The organism is Flavobacterium sp., assembly GCF_046155325.1.
Taxonomy (GTDB): Bacteria; Bacteroidota; Bacteroidia; order Flavobacteriales; family Flavobacteriaceae; genus Flavobacterium.
Genome location: NZ_JBJXDQ010000028.1, coordinates 1 through 15735 on the forward strand (window position 1 = coordinate 1; position 15735 = coordinate 15735).

General features: G+C 31.6%; 18 protein-coding genes and 1 pseudogene. 9 read left to right on the forward strand and 10 right to left on the reverse strand.

Translation table 11 applies throughout. The features are described from left to right. The 3 genes from cysK to ACKVOD_RS02155 all read left to right on the forward strand — a co-directional run. Positions 1-876, forward strand: an 876-nt coding sequence (gene cysK, locus ACKVOD_RS02145; RefSeq protein WP_409207838.1) for a cysteine synthase A, incomplete at its 5' end; no start/stop codon positions are given. Between the two features lie 96 nt (positions 877-972). Then, positions 973-1311, forward strand: coding sequence for a DoxX family protein (locus ACKVOD_RS02150; RefSeq protein ID WP_409207839.1), 339 nt, complete (start codon positions 973-975; stop codon positions 1309-1311). 7 nt (positions 1312-1318) lie between these two features. Further along, positions 1319-1657 carry a DoxX family protein gene (locus tag ACKVOD_RS02155; protein WP_409207840.1) on the forward strand — a complete coding sequence of 113 codons (339 nt, stop codon included), beginning with the start codon at positions 1319-1321 and terminating at the stop codon, positions 1655-1657. A gap of 141 nt (positions 1658-1798) precedes the next feature. On the opposite strand, the gene rpmA is transcribed toward ACKVOD_RS02155, so the two are convergent. Both rpmA and rplU read right to left on the reverse strand, forming a co-directional pair. After that, on the reverse strand, positions 1799-2065 hold the full coding sequence (rpmA, locus tag ACKVOD_RS02160) for a 50S ribosomal protein L27 (protein WP_086453627.1): 267 nt from the start codon (positions 2063-2065) through the stop codon (positions 1799-1801). A gap of 26 nt (positions 2066-2091) precedes the next feature. Next, positions 2092-2514, reverse strand: coding sequence for a 50S ribosomal protein L21 (gene rplU, locus ACKVOD_RS02165; protein ID WP_409207841.1), 423 nt, complete (start codon positions 2512-2514; stop codon positions 2092-2094). A 266-nt stretch (positions 2515-2780) separates the two neighbouring features. Between rplU and ACKVOD_RS02170 the strand changes: the two genes are divergently transcribed. Both ACKVOD_RS02170 and ACKVOD_RS02175 read left to right on the forward strand, forming a co-directional pair. Then, positions 2781-4106 carry a M16 family metallopeptidase gene (locus ACKVOD_RS02170; RefSeq protein ID WP_409207842.1) on the forward strand — a complete coding sequence of 442 codons (1326 nt, stop codon included), beginning with the start codon at positions 2781-2783 and terminating at the stop codon, positions 4104-4106. Positions 4107-4119: 13 nt separating this feature from the next. Then, complete coding sequence (locus ACKVOD_RS02175; protein ID WP_409207843.1) at positions 4120-5541, forward strand: M16 family metallopeptidase; 1422 nt, start codon at positions 4120-4122, stop codon at positions 5539-5541. 14 nt (positions 5542-5555) lie between these two features. On the opposite strand, the gene ACKVOD_RS02180 is transcribed toward ACKVOD_RS02175, so the two are convergent. Continuing rightward, a complete protein-coding gene (locus tag ACKVOD_RS02180) occupies positions 5556-6428 on the reverse strand; it encodes a DMT family transporter (RefSeq protein ID WP_409207844.1) in 873 nt (290 codons plus the stop codon). Between the two features lie 102 nt (positions 6429-6530). Here ACKVOD_RS02180 and ACKVOD_RS02185 point away from each other — a divergent pair, with 102 nt between their 5' ends. Next, positions 6531-6899: a heavy-metal-associated domain-containing protein gene (locus ACKVOD_RS02185; RefSeq protein WP_409207845.1), complete on the forward strand. Its 369-nt coding sequence runs from the start codon at positions 6531-6533 to the stop codon at positions 6897-6899. Positions 6900-6943: 44 nt separating this feature from the next. Here ACKVOD_RS02185 and gldD read toward each other — a convergent pair whose 3' ends face one another. From gldD to mutY, 4 genes are read right to left on the reverse strand one after another with little or no spacing between them, the layout of a single operon-like run. Further along, positions 6944-7507 carry a gliding motility lipoprotein GldD gene (gene gldD / locus ACKVOD_RS02190; RefSeq protein ID WP_409207846.1) on the reverse strand — a complete coding sequence of 188 codons (564 nt, stop codon included), beginning with the start codon at positions 7505-7507 and terminating at the stop codon, positions 6944-6946. Positions 7508-7548: 41 nt separating this feature from the next. Continuing rightward, on the reverse strand, positions 7549-8844 hold the full coding sequence (locus ACKVOD_RS02195; protein WP_409207847.1) for a gliding motility-associated protein GldE: 1296 nt from the start codon (positions 8842-8844) through the stop codon (positions 7549-7551). Between the two features lie 23 nt (positions 8845-8867). Next, entirely contained in the window at positions 8868-9308 is a 441-nt protein-coding gene (locus ACKVOD_RS02200; RefSeq protein WP_409207848.1) for a single-stranded DNA-binding protein, read from the reverse strand. Positions 9309-9357: 49 nt separating this feature from the next. Further along, positions 9358-10392 carry an A/G-specific adenine glycosylase gene (mutY, locus tag ACKVOD_RS02205; RefSeq protein ID WP_409207849.1) on the reverse strand — a complete coding sequence of 345 codons (1035 nt, stop codon included), beginning with the start codon at positions 10390-10392 and terminating at the stop codon, positions 9358-9360. Between the two features lie 115 nt (positions 10393-10507). Between mutY and ACKVOD_RS02210 the strand changes: the two genes are divergently transcribed. The 3 genes and pseudogenes from ACKVOD_RS02210 to ACKVOD_RS02220 form a co-directional block, all read left to right on the forward strand. Further along, complete coding sequence (locus ACKVOD_RS02210; RefSeq protein WP_409207854.1) at positions 10508-10813, forward strand: HU family DNA-binding protein; 306 nt, start codon at positions 10508-10510, stop codon at positions 10811-10813. A gap of 403 nt (positions 10814-11216) precedes the next feature. Further along, positions 11217-12761, forward strand: coding sequence for an Rne/Rng family ribonuclease (locus tag ACKVOD_RS02215; protein WP_409207850.1), 1545 nt, complete (start codon positions 11217-11219; stop codon positions 12759-12761). 587 nt (positions 12762-13348) lie between these two features. Next, positions 13349-13596: pseudogene (locus tag ACKVOD_RS02220) on the forward strand (ribonuclease E/G); the annotation flags it as partial. Between the two features lie 66 nt (positions 13597-13662). Here the strand turns inward: ACKVOD_RS02220 and ACKVOD_RS02225 are convergent. The 3 genes from ACKVOD_RS02225 to ACKVOD_RS02235 form a co-directional block, all read right to left on the reverse strand. Then, positions 13663-14001, reverse strand: a complete 339-nt coding sequence (locus tag ACKVOD_RS02225) for a T9SS type A sorting domain-containing protein (protein WP_409207851.1) — start codon at positions 13999-14001, stop codon at positions 13663-13665. A 236-nt stretch (positions 14002-14237) separates the two neighbouring features. Then, a complete protein-coding gene (locus tag ACKVOD_RS02230) occupies positions 14238-14582 on the reverse strand; it encodes a toxin-antitoxin system YwqK family antitoxin (RefSeq protein WP_409207852.1) in 345 nt (114 codons plus the stop codon). Positions 14583-14770: 188 nt separating this feature from the next. After that, the coding region (locus tag ACKVOD_RS02235) for a hypothetical protein (protein WP_409207853.1) at positions 14771-15735 on the reverse strand (965 nt) is incomplete at its 5' end.

Sequence of the window (15735 nt, forward strand, 5' to 3'; positions counted from 1 at the left end):
ACACCCGTGGTTCGAATCAACAAGTTGTTTGGAAACAGTAAAGAAGTTTGGATTAAATTAGAAAGATCGAATCCAGGAAACAGCATCAAAGACAGGATTGCGTTAGCAATGATAGAAGATGCCGAAAGCAAAGGATTATTGAATGCAAATAGCGTTATTATAGAACCTACTTCAGGAAACACAGGAATTGGTCTCGCCTTAGTCGCCGCAGTCAAAGGATACAAAGTCATCTTGGTAATGCCAGAATCGATGAGTGTGGAACGTAGAAAATTAATGGAGATTTATGGCGCAGAATTTGTGCTTACGCCTCGCGAAAAAGGAATGAAGGGTGCTATCGAAAAAGCAGCAGAATTGGTCCTTGAAACACCAAATGCTTGGTCACCAAAACAATTTGACAATCCAGCCAATATTGAAGTTCACGAAAGAACTACCGCACAAGAAATTATTGCAGATTTCCCTAATGGATTAGATTACGTAATTACTGGCGTCGGAACAGGCGGACATATTACGGGCGTGGCAAAAGTTTTGAAAGCTAAATTTCCTAATTTAAAAGTTATTGCAGTAGAGCCTGAATTATCTCCAGTTTTAAGTGGTGGAGCACCAAGTCCTCATCCATTGCAAGGCATTGGAGCGGGCTTTATCCCGGCGAATTATCATGGCGAATTAATCGATGAAGTAATACAAGTAAGCAAAGATGATTCTTTTGAATATGCCAGAAGAATTGCCAAAGAAGAAGGCATTCTTGTGGGTATTTCTACTGGAGCATCATTGGCTGCCGTAGCCAAAAAACTGGATGCTATTCCTAATGGCGTAGTTGTGCTAACGTTTAATTATGATACAGGCGAAAGATATTTATCGATTGAAGGGTTGTTTTAAAAAAAATCCAATTTCTATATTTGAATACAGCAAAAAAAAATTAAATATTATTCCAATTTATAAAAACTAAAGAAAAAACACTTAAACTAGAAAATTATGAATATTTATTCCACTATTGCTCAACTTGTAATCGCACTGTCTGTAGGTTATGTTTGGGTTTTTAGATTTGAAAACATCGTAAAAGAATTTAAACAATATGGACTGTCTGACCTAACGAGAACTATTATTGGTGCTACAAAAATAGCATTGGCTACATTATTAGTTACTGGAATATGGTTTCCAACATTAGTACTTATACCAGCACTTTTGATGGCTTTTTTAATGGTGTGTGCTCAGTATTTTCATTTCAAAGTAAAAAACCCTTGGTCTAAGCATCTGCCTTCTTTATTTCTTTTAGCAGCATCTCTTTTTGCAGCACTAATGGCTAGCAAATAATTATCACATGAATTTATTAAATGTCCTTATTTTCTTTTCGGCAATCTCATTTCTCATTTACGGCACAGCTTATTTTGTTTCGTCGAATATGAAGAATGAATTTAAACGCTTTGGTCTTGAAAAATATGGTACAATTGTCGCTATTTTAGAATTGGCTGGAGCTTTAGGTTTATTGATTGGATTTCAAAATAACACTGTTTTAGTTCTTGCTTCGGGCGGTTTAGCTTTGTTGATGCTTCTAGGTACTGGGGTTAGAATAAAAATAAAAGATTCTTTGTTGGTTTCTTTACCTGCCTTTTTTTACTTTTTATTAAATGCCTTTATTTTATATAAATCTTTGGAGTAAATCAATCTGAAACGATTATTTATTCTTTATCAGAATTTCTATTTATAAAAAATTTACTAATTTTTTTATCCGACTCAAATTAAAAACAAAAAAACCCGTTCGCCTAGGCGAACGGGTTTTCTAATAAATTGAGAAAATCAATTATGCTTCAACTTCGAATGGAAGTATAGAAACGTATGATTTGTTATCTCTTTTCTTTTGGAAGAAAACAACTCCATCTACTCTTGCGTGTAGTGTGTGATCTTTACTAATGTAAACATTTGCACCTGGATTGTGTTTTGAACCTCTTTGTCTTACGATGATGTTCCCTGCAATAGCAGCTTGTCCACCAAAAATCTTAACGCCTAATCGTTTTGATTCTGATTCTCTACCATTCTTGGAACTACCGACACCTTTCTTGTGAGCCATGACGTATTAGTTTTATATTGTTATTATTATTCTGTCTCTTCTATTTTAGCCTTTGGAGCTTTTTTTACTTTTGGAGTTTCAACTTCTTCAGTTGCAACTTCAACAACTTCTTTTTTGGCAGCGGCTTTTTTAGGAGCTGATACTGAAATACCTTCGATTACAATTTGAGTAAGATACTGTCTATGACCGTTTCTTTTTTTGTATCCTTTTCTTCTTTTCTTTTTGAAAACGATAACTTTATCTCCTTTTAAGTGTTGTAACACTTTGGCTTCTACTGAAGCTCCTTCTATAGCTGGGGCGCCTATTGTGATTGTACCGTTATCGTCTAACAAATAAACTTTGTCGAAGGAAACTTTTGTTCCTTCTTCATTTGTCAAACGGTGAACGTAAACCTTTAGGTCTTTGCTAACTTTGAATTGTTGCCCTGCTATCTCTACGATTGCATACATAACAAATTGTTTTATAAATTTTTAAGGTTGCAAATATACAATTATATATTTATCCTGCAATTAGTTATTGTAAAAAAATACTATTTAAATTTTTCTAGTATAATTAGGCCTTAAGCCAATAAATTAAAGGTGTTTTTAACACAATTTTGTTAAAATCAATATCTAAACAATTTCTATCCTAAATACATAATTAAAAAAAGGTATTTTTGGCGTAACAATATTTGTTGTTTTGCTACAATCTTAGTAAATAAAATTTATTAACCCTTATGAAAAAATCGATAATGGTATTAAGCACTGCAATTTTTCTCGGAGGAGTGGCTTCTGCACAGAAAGTAGCTTTCGAAGAGTATAATTTAGATAATGGATTACATGTTATATTACACAAAGATTCAGCTGCGCCAGTAGTTGTAACTTCGGTCATGTATCATGTAGGTTCAAAAGATGAAAGTCCATACAGGACTGGCATGGCGCACTTTTTTGAACATTTATTATTTGAAGGTACTGAAAATATTAAGCGAGGTGAATGGTGGAAAATTGTCTCCTCAAACGGTGGAGTTAATAATGCTAATACAACTGATGATCGTACCTATTATTACGAAGTGTTTCCCTCAAATAGTCTAGAATTAGGGCTATGGATGGAATCTGAAAGAATGATGCATCCGGTTATCAACCAAATTGGAGTTGACACACAAAACGAAGTAGTGAAAGAAGAAAAAAGATCTCGATATGACAATCAACCTTATGGCAGTATCATAAAAGTGGTGAAAGAAAATATTTTCAAAAATCACCCTTATCGATGGACAACAATTGGTTCTATGGAACATTTAGACGCATCTACATTGGCTGATTTCAAAGAATTTAACGCTAAATTTTACATTCCAAATAATGCTGTTTTAGTTGTTGCTGGAGATTTTGATAAAAAACAAGCAAAAGAATGGATTCAAAAATACTTTGGCGCAATAAATAAAGGAGCTAATCTTGAAAAGCAACTATTTAACGAAGAACCAATCTCTGAAACCATTAAAGCAAAGCATCAGGACGAAAATATTCAAATTCCTATGATTGTTGCTTCATACAGAACGCCATCAATGAAAACTAGAGATGCAAGAGTTTTAGATTTTATTTCTTCTTATCTAAGTGATGGTAAAAGCTCTAAATTATACAAAAATATTGTTGACGACAAAAAAAAGGCCCTCGAAATAGGTTCATTTACTTATAGCCAAGAAGATTACGGCATGTATATTTTATATGGTTTGCCAATGGAAGGCAATACTTGTGACGATTTACTAAAAGAAATAGATGCCGAAATCGTTAAAATTCAAACCGATTTAATTTCTGAAAAAGATTATCAAAAACTTCAAAACATTTATGAAAATCAATTTGTAAATTCAAATACCGGAGTTGAGGGAATTGCCGAAAATTTAGCAAAATTCTATTTGTTATATGGTGATGTCAATTTGATTAATTCAGAAATTGAGATTTATCAATCACTCACCCGAGAGGAAATTAGGGAGGTAGCTAAAAAATATTTGAATCCAAATCAAAGATTAATATTGGATTATGTTCCTGTAATTGAAAAGGCTCAAAACTAAGTTAATTCTAATCATGAAAAAAATAACAACATTATTAATTATTTTGTTAGTATCCGCAATTATGCAAGCACAAAAACGTACTCAACCTGTCACAGGAAAATCGCCAATTGTTAATATAAAATCCCCTCAAACATTTGTTTTAGAAAATGGATTGAAAGTTATGATTGTCGAAAATCACAAACTCCCTAAAGTCACTTTTAATCTTACGCTAGACAATGCTCCATTTGCAGAAGGCAGCAAAAAAGGGGTTGATGAATTGTGTAGCAATATGATTGGGAATGGCACTGTAAATATTTCAAAAGAAAATTTTAATGAAGAAATTGATTTTTTAGGCGCCAGTGTCGGATTTAGTTCTCAGGGAGCGTATGCAAGTTCACTTTCAAAATATGCTGGACGCATACTCGAATTAATGGCTGATGGAGCATTGCACCCCAATTTTACTCAAGAGGAATTTGACAAAGAAAAAGCTAAGTTACTCGAAGGATTAAAAGCTCAAGAAAAAAGTGTCTCTGCGATTGCTAATAGAATTGTTGACGTTTTAACTTTTGGCAAGCAACATCCTTCAGGAGAATTCACCTCTGAGGAAACTGTAAAGAATATAACTCTAGCTGATATTGAGGCTAATTACCAAAATTATTTTGTGCCAGAAAATGCATATTTAGTGGTAATTGGAGATGTTAAACATAAAATAATCAAACCAATTATTGAAAATTTATTTGGGAGTTGGAAGAAAAAAAGTACTCCAAAATTGACTTACCCAAATCCAGATAATGCTTCTTATTTACAGATTAATTTTGTAGATGTTCCAAATGCCGTACAATCAGAAATTTCATTTGTGAATAGCATTACCTTAAAAATGAGCGATCCTGATTTTTTTGCATCTGTATTTGCAGCCCACATCTTAGGAAGTGATTTCAATAGCTATTTGAATATGAATTTAAGAGAAAAACATGCATGGACATATGGCACCTCAGCAATCATTGGATCTGGAAAATATGTTTCGAAATTTAGATGTAACTCTGCCGTTAGAAATGCTGTGACCGATAGTGCTGTGGTGGAATTTATTAGAGAAATAAAAAAAATAAGAGATGAAAAAGTGATTGACGAATTGCTAAACAATACCAAAGCAAGTTATATTGGAAGATTTGTAATGAAAGCACAACAACCACAAGCCGTAGCTCGCTATGCATTAAATATGGAAATTGAAAAGCTACCAAAAGATTTTTATGTGAATTATATTAAAAATATTAATGCAGTTACTAAAGAAGATGTCCAAAAAGCTGCTAATAAATATATTCTCTTAGATTCTATGAGAATTGTTATAACTGGAAAAGGTTCTGAAGTGATTCCAGGTTTAGAAAAACTAAACATACCTATTTTTTATTTTGATAAACAGGGCAATCCTGTTGAAAAACCTATTTATAAAACAGAATAATATCTAGTTGAATATTATTTAATTTTTTTTGAAGATAAATATACACCTACTAAAATAATAAACGCACCAATAAACTGAATTGGAGTAAGTATTTCATTATCTAAAAAACCCCAAGAAAAAGCAACAATAGGAATCAAATAGGTTACAGATGTAGCGAAAACTGGTGATGACATTTGTACTATTTTAAAAAAAATAATATTAGCAATTCCTGTTCCTAGTATTCCTAAAATTATTACAAAATAAATAGATTGATTTACTTCACTGCTTTTAACAACATCAAAAAAACCAGAGAAAAACAAAATTGTTAAAGCAGGTATAAGCATAACAAAAAAATTGCCTGTGTTGATACTTAATGGCGTCAAGTTTGACAAATGTTTTTTAATTAAGTTGGCATTAATTGCATAACACATAGAGGCTATTATTATCAAAATGGCGAAGAAATAATTTTGGTTTGGATGATTAAAAGCACCATTTAAAATCAGCAAAATACTCCCAATAAAACCTATAATTACACCATATATTTGACTGCGCTTAAATTGAATCCCAAAAGCTAAAGTGCCCAAAAGTAATGTATTCAAAGGTGTTAAAGAATTTAATATTGAGCTAATAGAACTATCGATTTGAGTTTGTGCAATAGCAAAAAGATAGCCAGGAATGAACGTGCCAAATAATGAAGTTAATGCTATAAATTTCCAGGAATGAATTGGTATTTTTGACAAACTTTTAAATCCAATTAACAACAAAAAAATTGCTGCGAAAATAATACGTAAAGAGCCCAGCTGCAAAGGAGTTAAACCCACCAATCCTTTTTTTATCAAGATGAAGGAGCTTCCCCAAATCAAAGCAAGCACACTTAAATAAACCCATTTTAATTGTTTCAAATCCATAAACTAGTATTTAATCCAAAATTGTAATAATTTTATGAAAACAACATGCATTTTTCTTTAAATTTGTTGTTTACTTTTTAATAAACAATTAATCTCAAAAAAATGAACCTACTAAAATTAATACTAACGATACTAATCACTAGCCATTTCGCACTAAGTTGTAAAGATAAAGCAACTGAAATTGACACAATAAAAGAAGGTACTAGTATCGTAAATAAAGAAATTAAAGCTGAGAATCTACAGAAAACAAGTTTTACCATTGAAGGCATGACTTGTGCTATTGGCTGTGCTAAAACAATTCAAGAAGAGTTATCAGGACTTGAAGGTGTACAAAAAGCAACAGTAAATTTTGAAAAAAAACTAGCCACAATAAGTTTTGATAAAACAGTTCAAACTACTAAAAGTCTTACCGCAGTAGTAGAAAAAACAGGTGACGGACAAACTTATACTGTTTCAAATATAAAGTCTTAAAAAACTATTTTAATAATAAAAAAGCAACTCCGAGAGATGCTTTTTTATTTCCACTGAATGGTTTCCATCAATCGCTGCATATCATTTTGAACATAGCTTGATGCTGGCATTACAGAATCAAAATTAGGTTTTGCATAAAAATAAACAGAGCCAGTTATGAAATTTTTAACACTATCGGTTACATAAAACTGAGAGTTTGTTGCTGCATTTCCATTTACTCGATAAAACATGCCATACACTTTTTTATTAGGGTTCATAAAGGGTTGCTCTAAAATATCGTCCGCTTTGATTACATGTTCATACGTAAGTTTTTGAGCGTCCTTCAATAATTTAGTAATATTATTTTGAACCGGTTTATAAGTCAAATAAATTGTAGCTTTCATTTTTGGATAGGTAACAGTAAAATCACACTCATTACCTCCTTTAATAACTGCTTGAGAATTCATATCAAATTCAAAAGGGCATTGATTTTTAAAATGAACATATTCGGCTTCTGGATATTCTAAATTTAAATACCCTGACGGCTTAGGAAAAGTCTCTTTTTTACATGACAAAAGTGACAAGAAAAGAATAGTAATTACTAACCTAATGATTTTATTTTTAAACATTGATATTCTAAAATTAATTTGTTCTCATCGAATAGATAACATTATTCAATAGTAACTTTTATTTGTTTTATCCTTTTATTATCAACCGATTCTATATTAAAAACGCAATTTTTAAAAAGTATCTTTTGATTTTTTTTTGGAAAATTACCTAAAATTTCAAGTACAAAACCCGCTAATGTTTCAGCTTCGCCTTTTGTAGATTCAAATAATTCTTCGTTAACATTAATAATCCTGTAGAAATCTTTAAGGTTAATTTTGCCCTCAAAAAGGAAGTTTTTATCGTCAATTTTAGTAAAACTTAAGTTTTCTACCTCAAACTCATCACTAATATCCCCTACAATTTCTTCAATAATATCTTCTAATGATACTAAACCTGAAGTGCCTCCATATTCATCTACAACAATCGCTAAATGACTCTTCATGCTTTGAAAATCCTTAAGTAAATTGTCTATTTTTTTATTTTCTGGCACAAAAAAAGGTTCTCTAATTAAGCTATTCCAATCAAACTCTTCTTTATCAATATGACGAAGTAAATCTTTTACAAACAAAACGCCTTCTATTTGATCTATATTGTCTCGGTATACAGGAATTCTTGAAAATCCTTTTTCAACTATTTTTGAATATATAACTTTAAATGGTTCTTCAATTTCAATAGCAAAAATATCCATTCTCGGACACATTACTTGTTTAGTATCTGTATTTCCAAACGTCACTATGCCTTCTAATATTTTTTGCTCTTCGGATGAAGTTTCATCAGAATCTGTCATTTCTAAAGCTTGAGATAATTGCTCTACAGAGAAATTTGATTTTTGTTTTCCAAGCTTTTTATGCAAATATTTTGTCATCAATCGCAAAGGAAAACTTACTGGAGAAAGAATTTTTACTAGGCTAGAAATAACAGGAGCAATTAATCTGGAAAACTTCTTATTGTTTCTACTAGCATATACCTTAGGTAAAACCTCTCCAAATAATAAAATAAGAAAAGCAACTAAAATTACTTCTATACTAAATTTCAAAATTGGCGGTTTGATTGTTAAAAATAAATTATTTCCAATAAATGAAAACAAAATTACAACCCCAATATTGATGAAATTATTAGCAATGAGTAGTGTTGCTAATAATTTTTTGGGTTTTTCAAGAAGATTTGAAATAATTTCACCTTTTGAAGGATGGTTTTGCAAAGTTTCGTCGATATCTTTTTGGGATAAAGAAAATAATGCGACTTCGGCTCCTGAAACTAGTGCAGAACAAAACAATAATACAAATATTGCAATAAAATCAACCACTGTATTCAGATCAATAATGTAATCAAAAAGGAAACTGGGCTCTGGGTCCAAATTAAAATAAGTTAGTTAAACAATCAAAACGGCAAGTCATTTAATGGCAATTCGCTTTTTTGTGGGTCAAAGTTACTATTTTTTATTAGTTCTTGACTTTGAAGATGTTTTTGATCATCGGTATTTTTTTTTGTAGACAAAAAAGTAAATTCGGTGACTTGTATTTCAACTGTATTTTTCAATATTCCTTCTTCTGTTTGCCATTGACGTGACTTAATTCGGCCTTCAGCATATATTTTATCTCCTTTTGATAAATATTTCTCGCAAATTTCAGCAGCTTTATTTTTAACTACTAAATTATGCCATTCGGTCGAAGTTATCTTTTCGTTGGTGGTTTTGTTAATATAAACCTCATTAGTTGCTAATTGAAATCTACCAATACAATTTCCTCCTTCAAAATAATGCATCTTAATCTCATCTCCAAGATGTCCAATTAACATCACTTTATTTAATGTTCCACTCATTATACTTATTATTGGTATTTTAACCAAAGATACATAATTTACAAAATATTTAAATCTTTTCGATAAAATTATAAATAACAATTGGAAATGGAAATGTCTTCAATGATACAGTATCAATGGCGTTTTCAAGAACTTCTTCAATAGTTATTTTCCAAAACTTTATATGCAAATGTTGATGAGACAATTTATGGACAATGTCCTTATGGTTGTATTGCGTAATATTTATAATTGTTTTATCTAATAAAAAACTTTCTTTTATAGCTTTATCTATGTAATCAAAATCAACTGTAACTTCAGTTTCAATTAAAGGAAACTCATAGAGATTGTGCCATATTCCTTTAGAAGTACGTTTTTGTATTATTGTATTTTCATTAGCGTCAAAAACAATTAAATAATTAAAAAATCTATTTTTAACTTTCAATTTCTTTGATTTAAATGGTAATTGATTCACTTTCTTTTTTTGTAAAGCACTGCAGCTGGTATTAAAAGGGCAGTTGCTACAATTTGGATTTTTAGGAACACATTGTAAGGCTCCAAACTCCATTATAGCCTGATTAAATAAAGCGGCGCAATCTTTAGGCATGAGTTCGAATGCTAGGGCTGAAAATTCTTTTTTGGCTCCAGACGATTGGATATCCGTTTGAATATCAAAATATCGTGATAGGACTCGAAATACATTCCCATCTACAACGGGCACTGCTTCATCATAAGAAAAGGAAGCAATCGCTGCGGCTGTATATTCACCCACTCCTTTTAATTTTAACAAGGTATCATAATTATCAGGGAAAACTCCATGTAACTCATTGGATATATACTGTGCTGTTTTATGCAAATTACGAGCTCTAGAGTAATAACCTAGACCTTGCCATAGTTTTAAAACTTGTTCTTCATTGGCATTTGCTAAATCAAAAACAGTTGGGAATTCAGCAACAAAAGATACATAATAAGGTGTTCCTTGAGCGATTCGAGTCTGTTGTAAAATAATTTCAGAAAGCCAAATTAAATATGGATCTTTAGTTTCGCGCCACAACAAATCTCTCTTGTTCTGTAAATACCATTTTATCAGTGTATTGGAAAAAATCATCTTTAAAAATTAGTTAACAAAAGTAAAAGTTTATGTAATTAAATTTTAATGAATTAGCTTGAATTATTGTTTTTTTAATTCCTATATTTGCAACCTCAAAAAATTAGTACACTTTATAAAACATAAGAAAATGACGAAAGCAGATATCGTAGCGAAAATCTCTGAACGATTAGGACTTGAAAAAGGTGATGTTCAGGCAACAGTAGAAACCTTTATGACAGAGGTAAAAACTTCATTAGAAACTGGAGATAATGTTTATCTAAGAGGATTTGGAAGTTTTATCGTAAAAACTAGAGCTGAAAAAACAGGTAGAAACATTTCAAAAAACACTACAATAAAAATTCCTGCTCACAATATTCCTGCTTTTAAACCTGCAAAAGTTTTTGTAGAAGGTGTGAAAACGAATAACGAAGCAAAATAAAAATATTTATTAATCACAAAATCACCAACTATGCCAAGTGGTAAAAAAAGAAAGAGACATAAGGTAGCAACGCACAAACGTAAGAAAAGAGCGAGAGCTAACCGTCACAAGAAGAAAAAGTAGTTATAAACTACTTTTTTGTTTTTAAACGTTCATTGAAATTGAGAAAAAGACGAAAAGATGAAAGACAAATAGATAAAAGACCAAGCCGTCTATTTTCTATTAATCTATTATCTCAAAGTCTTCTACTCCCCGGGTTCAATACCTGTTAAAATTATTGTTTAATCCATCCTTGCTGAAGTTAGAAGTTGGAAGTTGGAAGTTGGAAGTTTTTTGTATCTACAAAAATCTGAAATCTGAAATCTGAAATCTGAAATCTGAAAGTGCGGATAAAAATTTACAGATGAATAAAGAATTAATCATTAGATCTAGTTCCGAAGCCGTAGATTTTGCCTTATTAAAAGATGGAAAACTAATTGAATTACACAAAGAAGAAGAAACAAGCAACTTCCAAGTTGGCGATATTTTTATTGCCAAAATAAGAAAACCAGTTGCTGGACTAAATGCAGCTTTTGTAAATGTTGGCTACGAAAAAGACGCCTTTTTACATTATCACGACCTAGGACCCAATCTTGCTTCCCAACTGAAATTCATAAAACTTGTTAGCGCAGGTAAAATAAAAGATTTCTCCCTAAAAAACTTTCAGTTTGAAAAAGAGATAGATAAAGATGGGTCGATAACAACGATTATCAATTCCAATCAATCTATTTTAGTACAAGTTGTCAAAGAACCAATATCTACAAAAGGACCAAGAATTAGCGCAGAGCTATCTCTTGCCGGAAGATTTATTGTTTTGGTTCCTTTTTCTGACCGTGTTTCTATTTCTCAAAAAATAGAAGACAAAAAAGAAAAAGACCGTTTAAAACGACTCGTACAATCCATCAAACCAAAAGGATTTGGCGTTATTGTTCGCACAGTAGCCGAAGGCAAAAGCACCGTAGAATTAGAAAAAGATTTGCAGAACCTCATAGAGAGATGGACTGCAATGTGTAAAAAATTACCAACCGCTCATCATCCGTCAAAAGTATTAGGAGAGCTCAATAGAGCTTCATCAATATTAAGAGACGTCTTCAACGATACCTTTAGCGGTATCCAAATAGATGATGAAGAGTTGTACAACCAAACTAAGGACTATTTACAAGAAATAGCGCCTTCAAAAACATCGATTGTTAAGTTTTATCAATCAAAAGACACTCCAATTTTCGAGAAATACAATATAGAGAGACAAATCAAGACATCCTTTGGAAGAACAGTTTCAATGAGTAAAGGTGCTTATCTTATTATAGAACACACTGAAGCTTTGCACGTTATAGACGTGAATAGCGGAAACCGTTCTAATAAAGCATCCAATCAAGAAGATACTGCAATGGAAGTTAATATGATTGCTGCCGCTGAAATCGCAAGACAATTACGTCTTCGTGATATGGGCGGAATAATCGTAATTGATTTTATCGATATGGGCAATCCCGAAAACCGCAAAGTGTTGTTCGACTTCCTCAGGGAGGAAATGGACGATGATAAAGCCAAGCACAAAATCTTACCGCCGAGTAAATTTGGATTAGTTCAAATTACACGACAAAGAGTAAGACCGGAAGTCAACATTAAAACTAGAGAAGAAGATCCAAACAATATTGAAGGCGAAATTGAAGCGCCAATTCAAATCATTGACAAAATCTCCTTAGACCTAGAAAGCATACTAAAAACCCACACTGAAGTTGTGCTTAACGTACATCCCTTTGTGGCCGCATACCTTACAAAAGGTTTTCCATCAATACGTTCAAAATGGTTTTTTGAACATAAAAAATGGGTGAAAATCATACCACGTGACGCTTACACGTATCTAGAATATCATTTCTACGACAAAAAGAAGAATGTTATTATAGAGTAAAGATGCGATTAATTGCGTCTCTACATAAAATAAAAACCGTCCCGTTTTCATTAACGAGACGGTTTTTTTATGCGGTATAGCGAGATATGTGAAGTAATCGTTCATTCGAGTTCCGATAGTTATCGGAACGAAGCAATCTTTTCTTTTTATTACAGAAGATTTACTTTGTCAGTTCGCTTCACAGGTGTCCAGCTATTCACTTTATCTTTTAAAAAGCTTCCAGCCTTTTGAAGGCTGGAAGCTTTTTAAAAGGATGCCATTGCTATCTGGGCTAGGGCATTCGTTTATATAGAGTTATATTTATTAAAGCTGTGTTCAAGTAATAAGTGCAACAGATAAATTAAAAACACTTGGAGATTTCCCATTAACGAATGATTTATTTTTCGCAAACAAATAGATAGAGCCTTTTAACTGTAAATTCAAAGCTTATGTGAAATCACTTTCTTTTCTTCGCAAAAAAAAACCGCTTCATCAATTCACTTGCTTCATTCGCCAAAACTCCACGAACAACAGTCATTTTCTGATGCAATTGTGTTCCCATTTTCTCAAAACCCCGATTTTCATCACTAGCTCAAAAAACATTTTTAGAAATCGAAGTCTTCATTCAAATCATTGACAAAATCGCCCTTGATCTAGAAAGCATATTAAAAACCCACAATGACGTTGTGCTTAACGTGCATATATTTGTGGACGCATACTTAACCAAAGGTTTTCCATCAATACGTTCAAAATGGTTTTTTGAACATAAAAATGGGTAAAAATAATACCGCGTGACACTTACATGTATCTAGAGTATCATTTCTATGACAAAAAGAAGAATGTTATTATAAAATAAAAAACCGTCCTGATAGCTATCAGGACGGTTTTTTTATGTTTTTAAATCTCTAATTGAAATAATTACCTATTTGACTATGAGTTTTCTTGTAGCAGTTGCTTCACCCTCACTAATTTTTATAATATAAACTCCAGGACTTAGGTCAGAAAGATTTAATTCTTTAGAGCTAATAGTAGTTTGAAGGGCTTTTTTTCCTAAAACATCAAAAATAATGATGCTTTTGTCTAAATCATTTTTAGAAGTAATATATACCTTTCCATTATTCACCGGATTAGGAAACAAGTTTAAGCCCTCAATTACTGAGCTTTCTTGAGATTTTGATGATTGCTTTGAGTCTTGAGCAGAAACGCTCAAGGCAAAAAACAAAATCAGAATAGTGGTTATATAAAATAATTTTTTTGTCATGATATTAATTACTTTGGTAAAGATATTAAAAACATTTCAAAATCTATACCAAAATTAATAAAAAATTAGCTTTTTAAAATCTTTATGAATAGTTCAGCAGCAAAAAAAATCCCGAAAAGATTCGGGATTTTTTAAAATTACATTAAAATTATTATCAAAATTAATTTTAAATCTCTTTAAACTTTTGGATTCAGTCTTTTGAGAGCAATACGGATATATTATGAGTGAGTCTTTAATTATTTTTTGGCTACACTTTCTTGTATTCTATTGACAACAGAAGCAATAGTATTATTAGAAAAATTTACTTCTGCTACACTTGAATCATTGGCAAAAAACCATTTTCCAACTTTAACTCCTTCTTTGTAAAAACCAGATGATTTTTTAGAACCATCTTCATTGTAAGCAACCCAATATCCTTCTAATTTTCCGTTTACAAAAAAACCTTCTTGTTGTACTTGACCATTTTCATAAAAATAAGTTGCTTTCAATTTATTTCCGAAAGGCTCCAAAACTGGTTTAGAATCTTGAGCGTAAATCATTCCTGACAATAAAACTGTGGCTATAATTAAGTATTTTTTCATGACTTTGTTTTTTGATTGTTAACTTATTGTTTATAAATATACAAATAAATTTACATTAAAAAAACTTTTTCTTAACAATTTGATAACATTGGTAAAAATATTTAATAAAAATCATAATTAAATCTTAGTAGCTCAAAAAAAAACATCCCGAAAATTTCGGGATGTTAATGAATTTGAAAAAAATGTTTTTACAAATTTGACAACAAATTTACTCCGTTCACTTTTGCCCAATTTCCTGAAGCTAAAGTAGCTCCAGTTGCAGTTGTCGAAGTTAACCAATTTGTTAAAGGATTAAAACTATTTACAGTAGTTATAAATGTAGCAGCTCCATTAGTAAATGTATTATCAGTATTTGTTATTTTAACATTTGTCAATTTAACTTTACCTCCTACAATTTGGTCATTGTATGTTACTAAATCTAATACTTGAACAGCTCCTCCTAAAGTTACTAATGATGTACTAGGGTTTGTATAATTTTTATACCCGTCGATAACAATATTGCTATATTCTCCATTGCCTTGTTTCTTGAATTGAAAAGCGTCAATTTGAATTTCCCCAAGTGATTCAGTGGCAGTATTTGCGGCTCTTTTTAAAGTAATTCCTTCTATTTTTGGCCAAAAATTATTGTTTACCGATTTAGCTTCCACTTCCATTCCGTAGTTTCCTGTACCTTCTTGGTATGCAAACCAATTGGTGTTTAATTCACCTCTCCAACCATCTTGCCAGTCAAAAGAATCATCATAGTTTCCGTAAGAAATTAAGTTTTTAGCATTTACTGTACCTCCGTAAAATTCAAAACCATCATCCTTCCCTTTAAAGGCTACTAAATTTTCTAAAATCGTCCCTGAACCTACTGAATAAAAAGAAAATCCATTGTTTTCTTTTGAGTTTGAGGTAATTACCTGTCCAGCATATAAAACCTGTACATATTTTAAAGAACCACTACTATCCGTTGCATTTGTACCTCCGTAAGACAAAGCCAAACCATCTTCAGAAGTAGCCGTTGTAACACTACTCGCCCCTACTATTGGAGCATCACCATACATTATTATTCCTGCCCAAGAACCAGGCAAACCAGATTTCTCGGTGCAAACAATCGGATCCGTAGCTGTCCCTTCCATTATTAATTTTCCTCCTTTTAAAACCACTATTG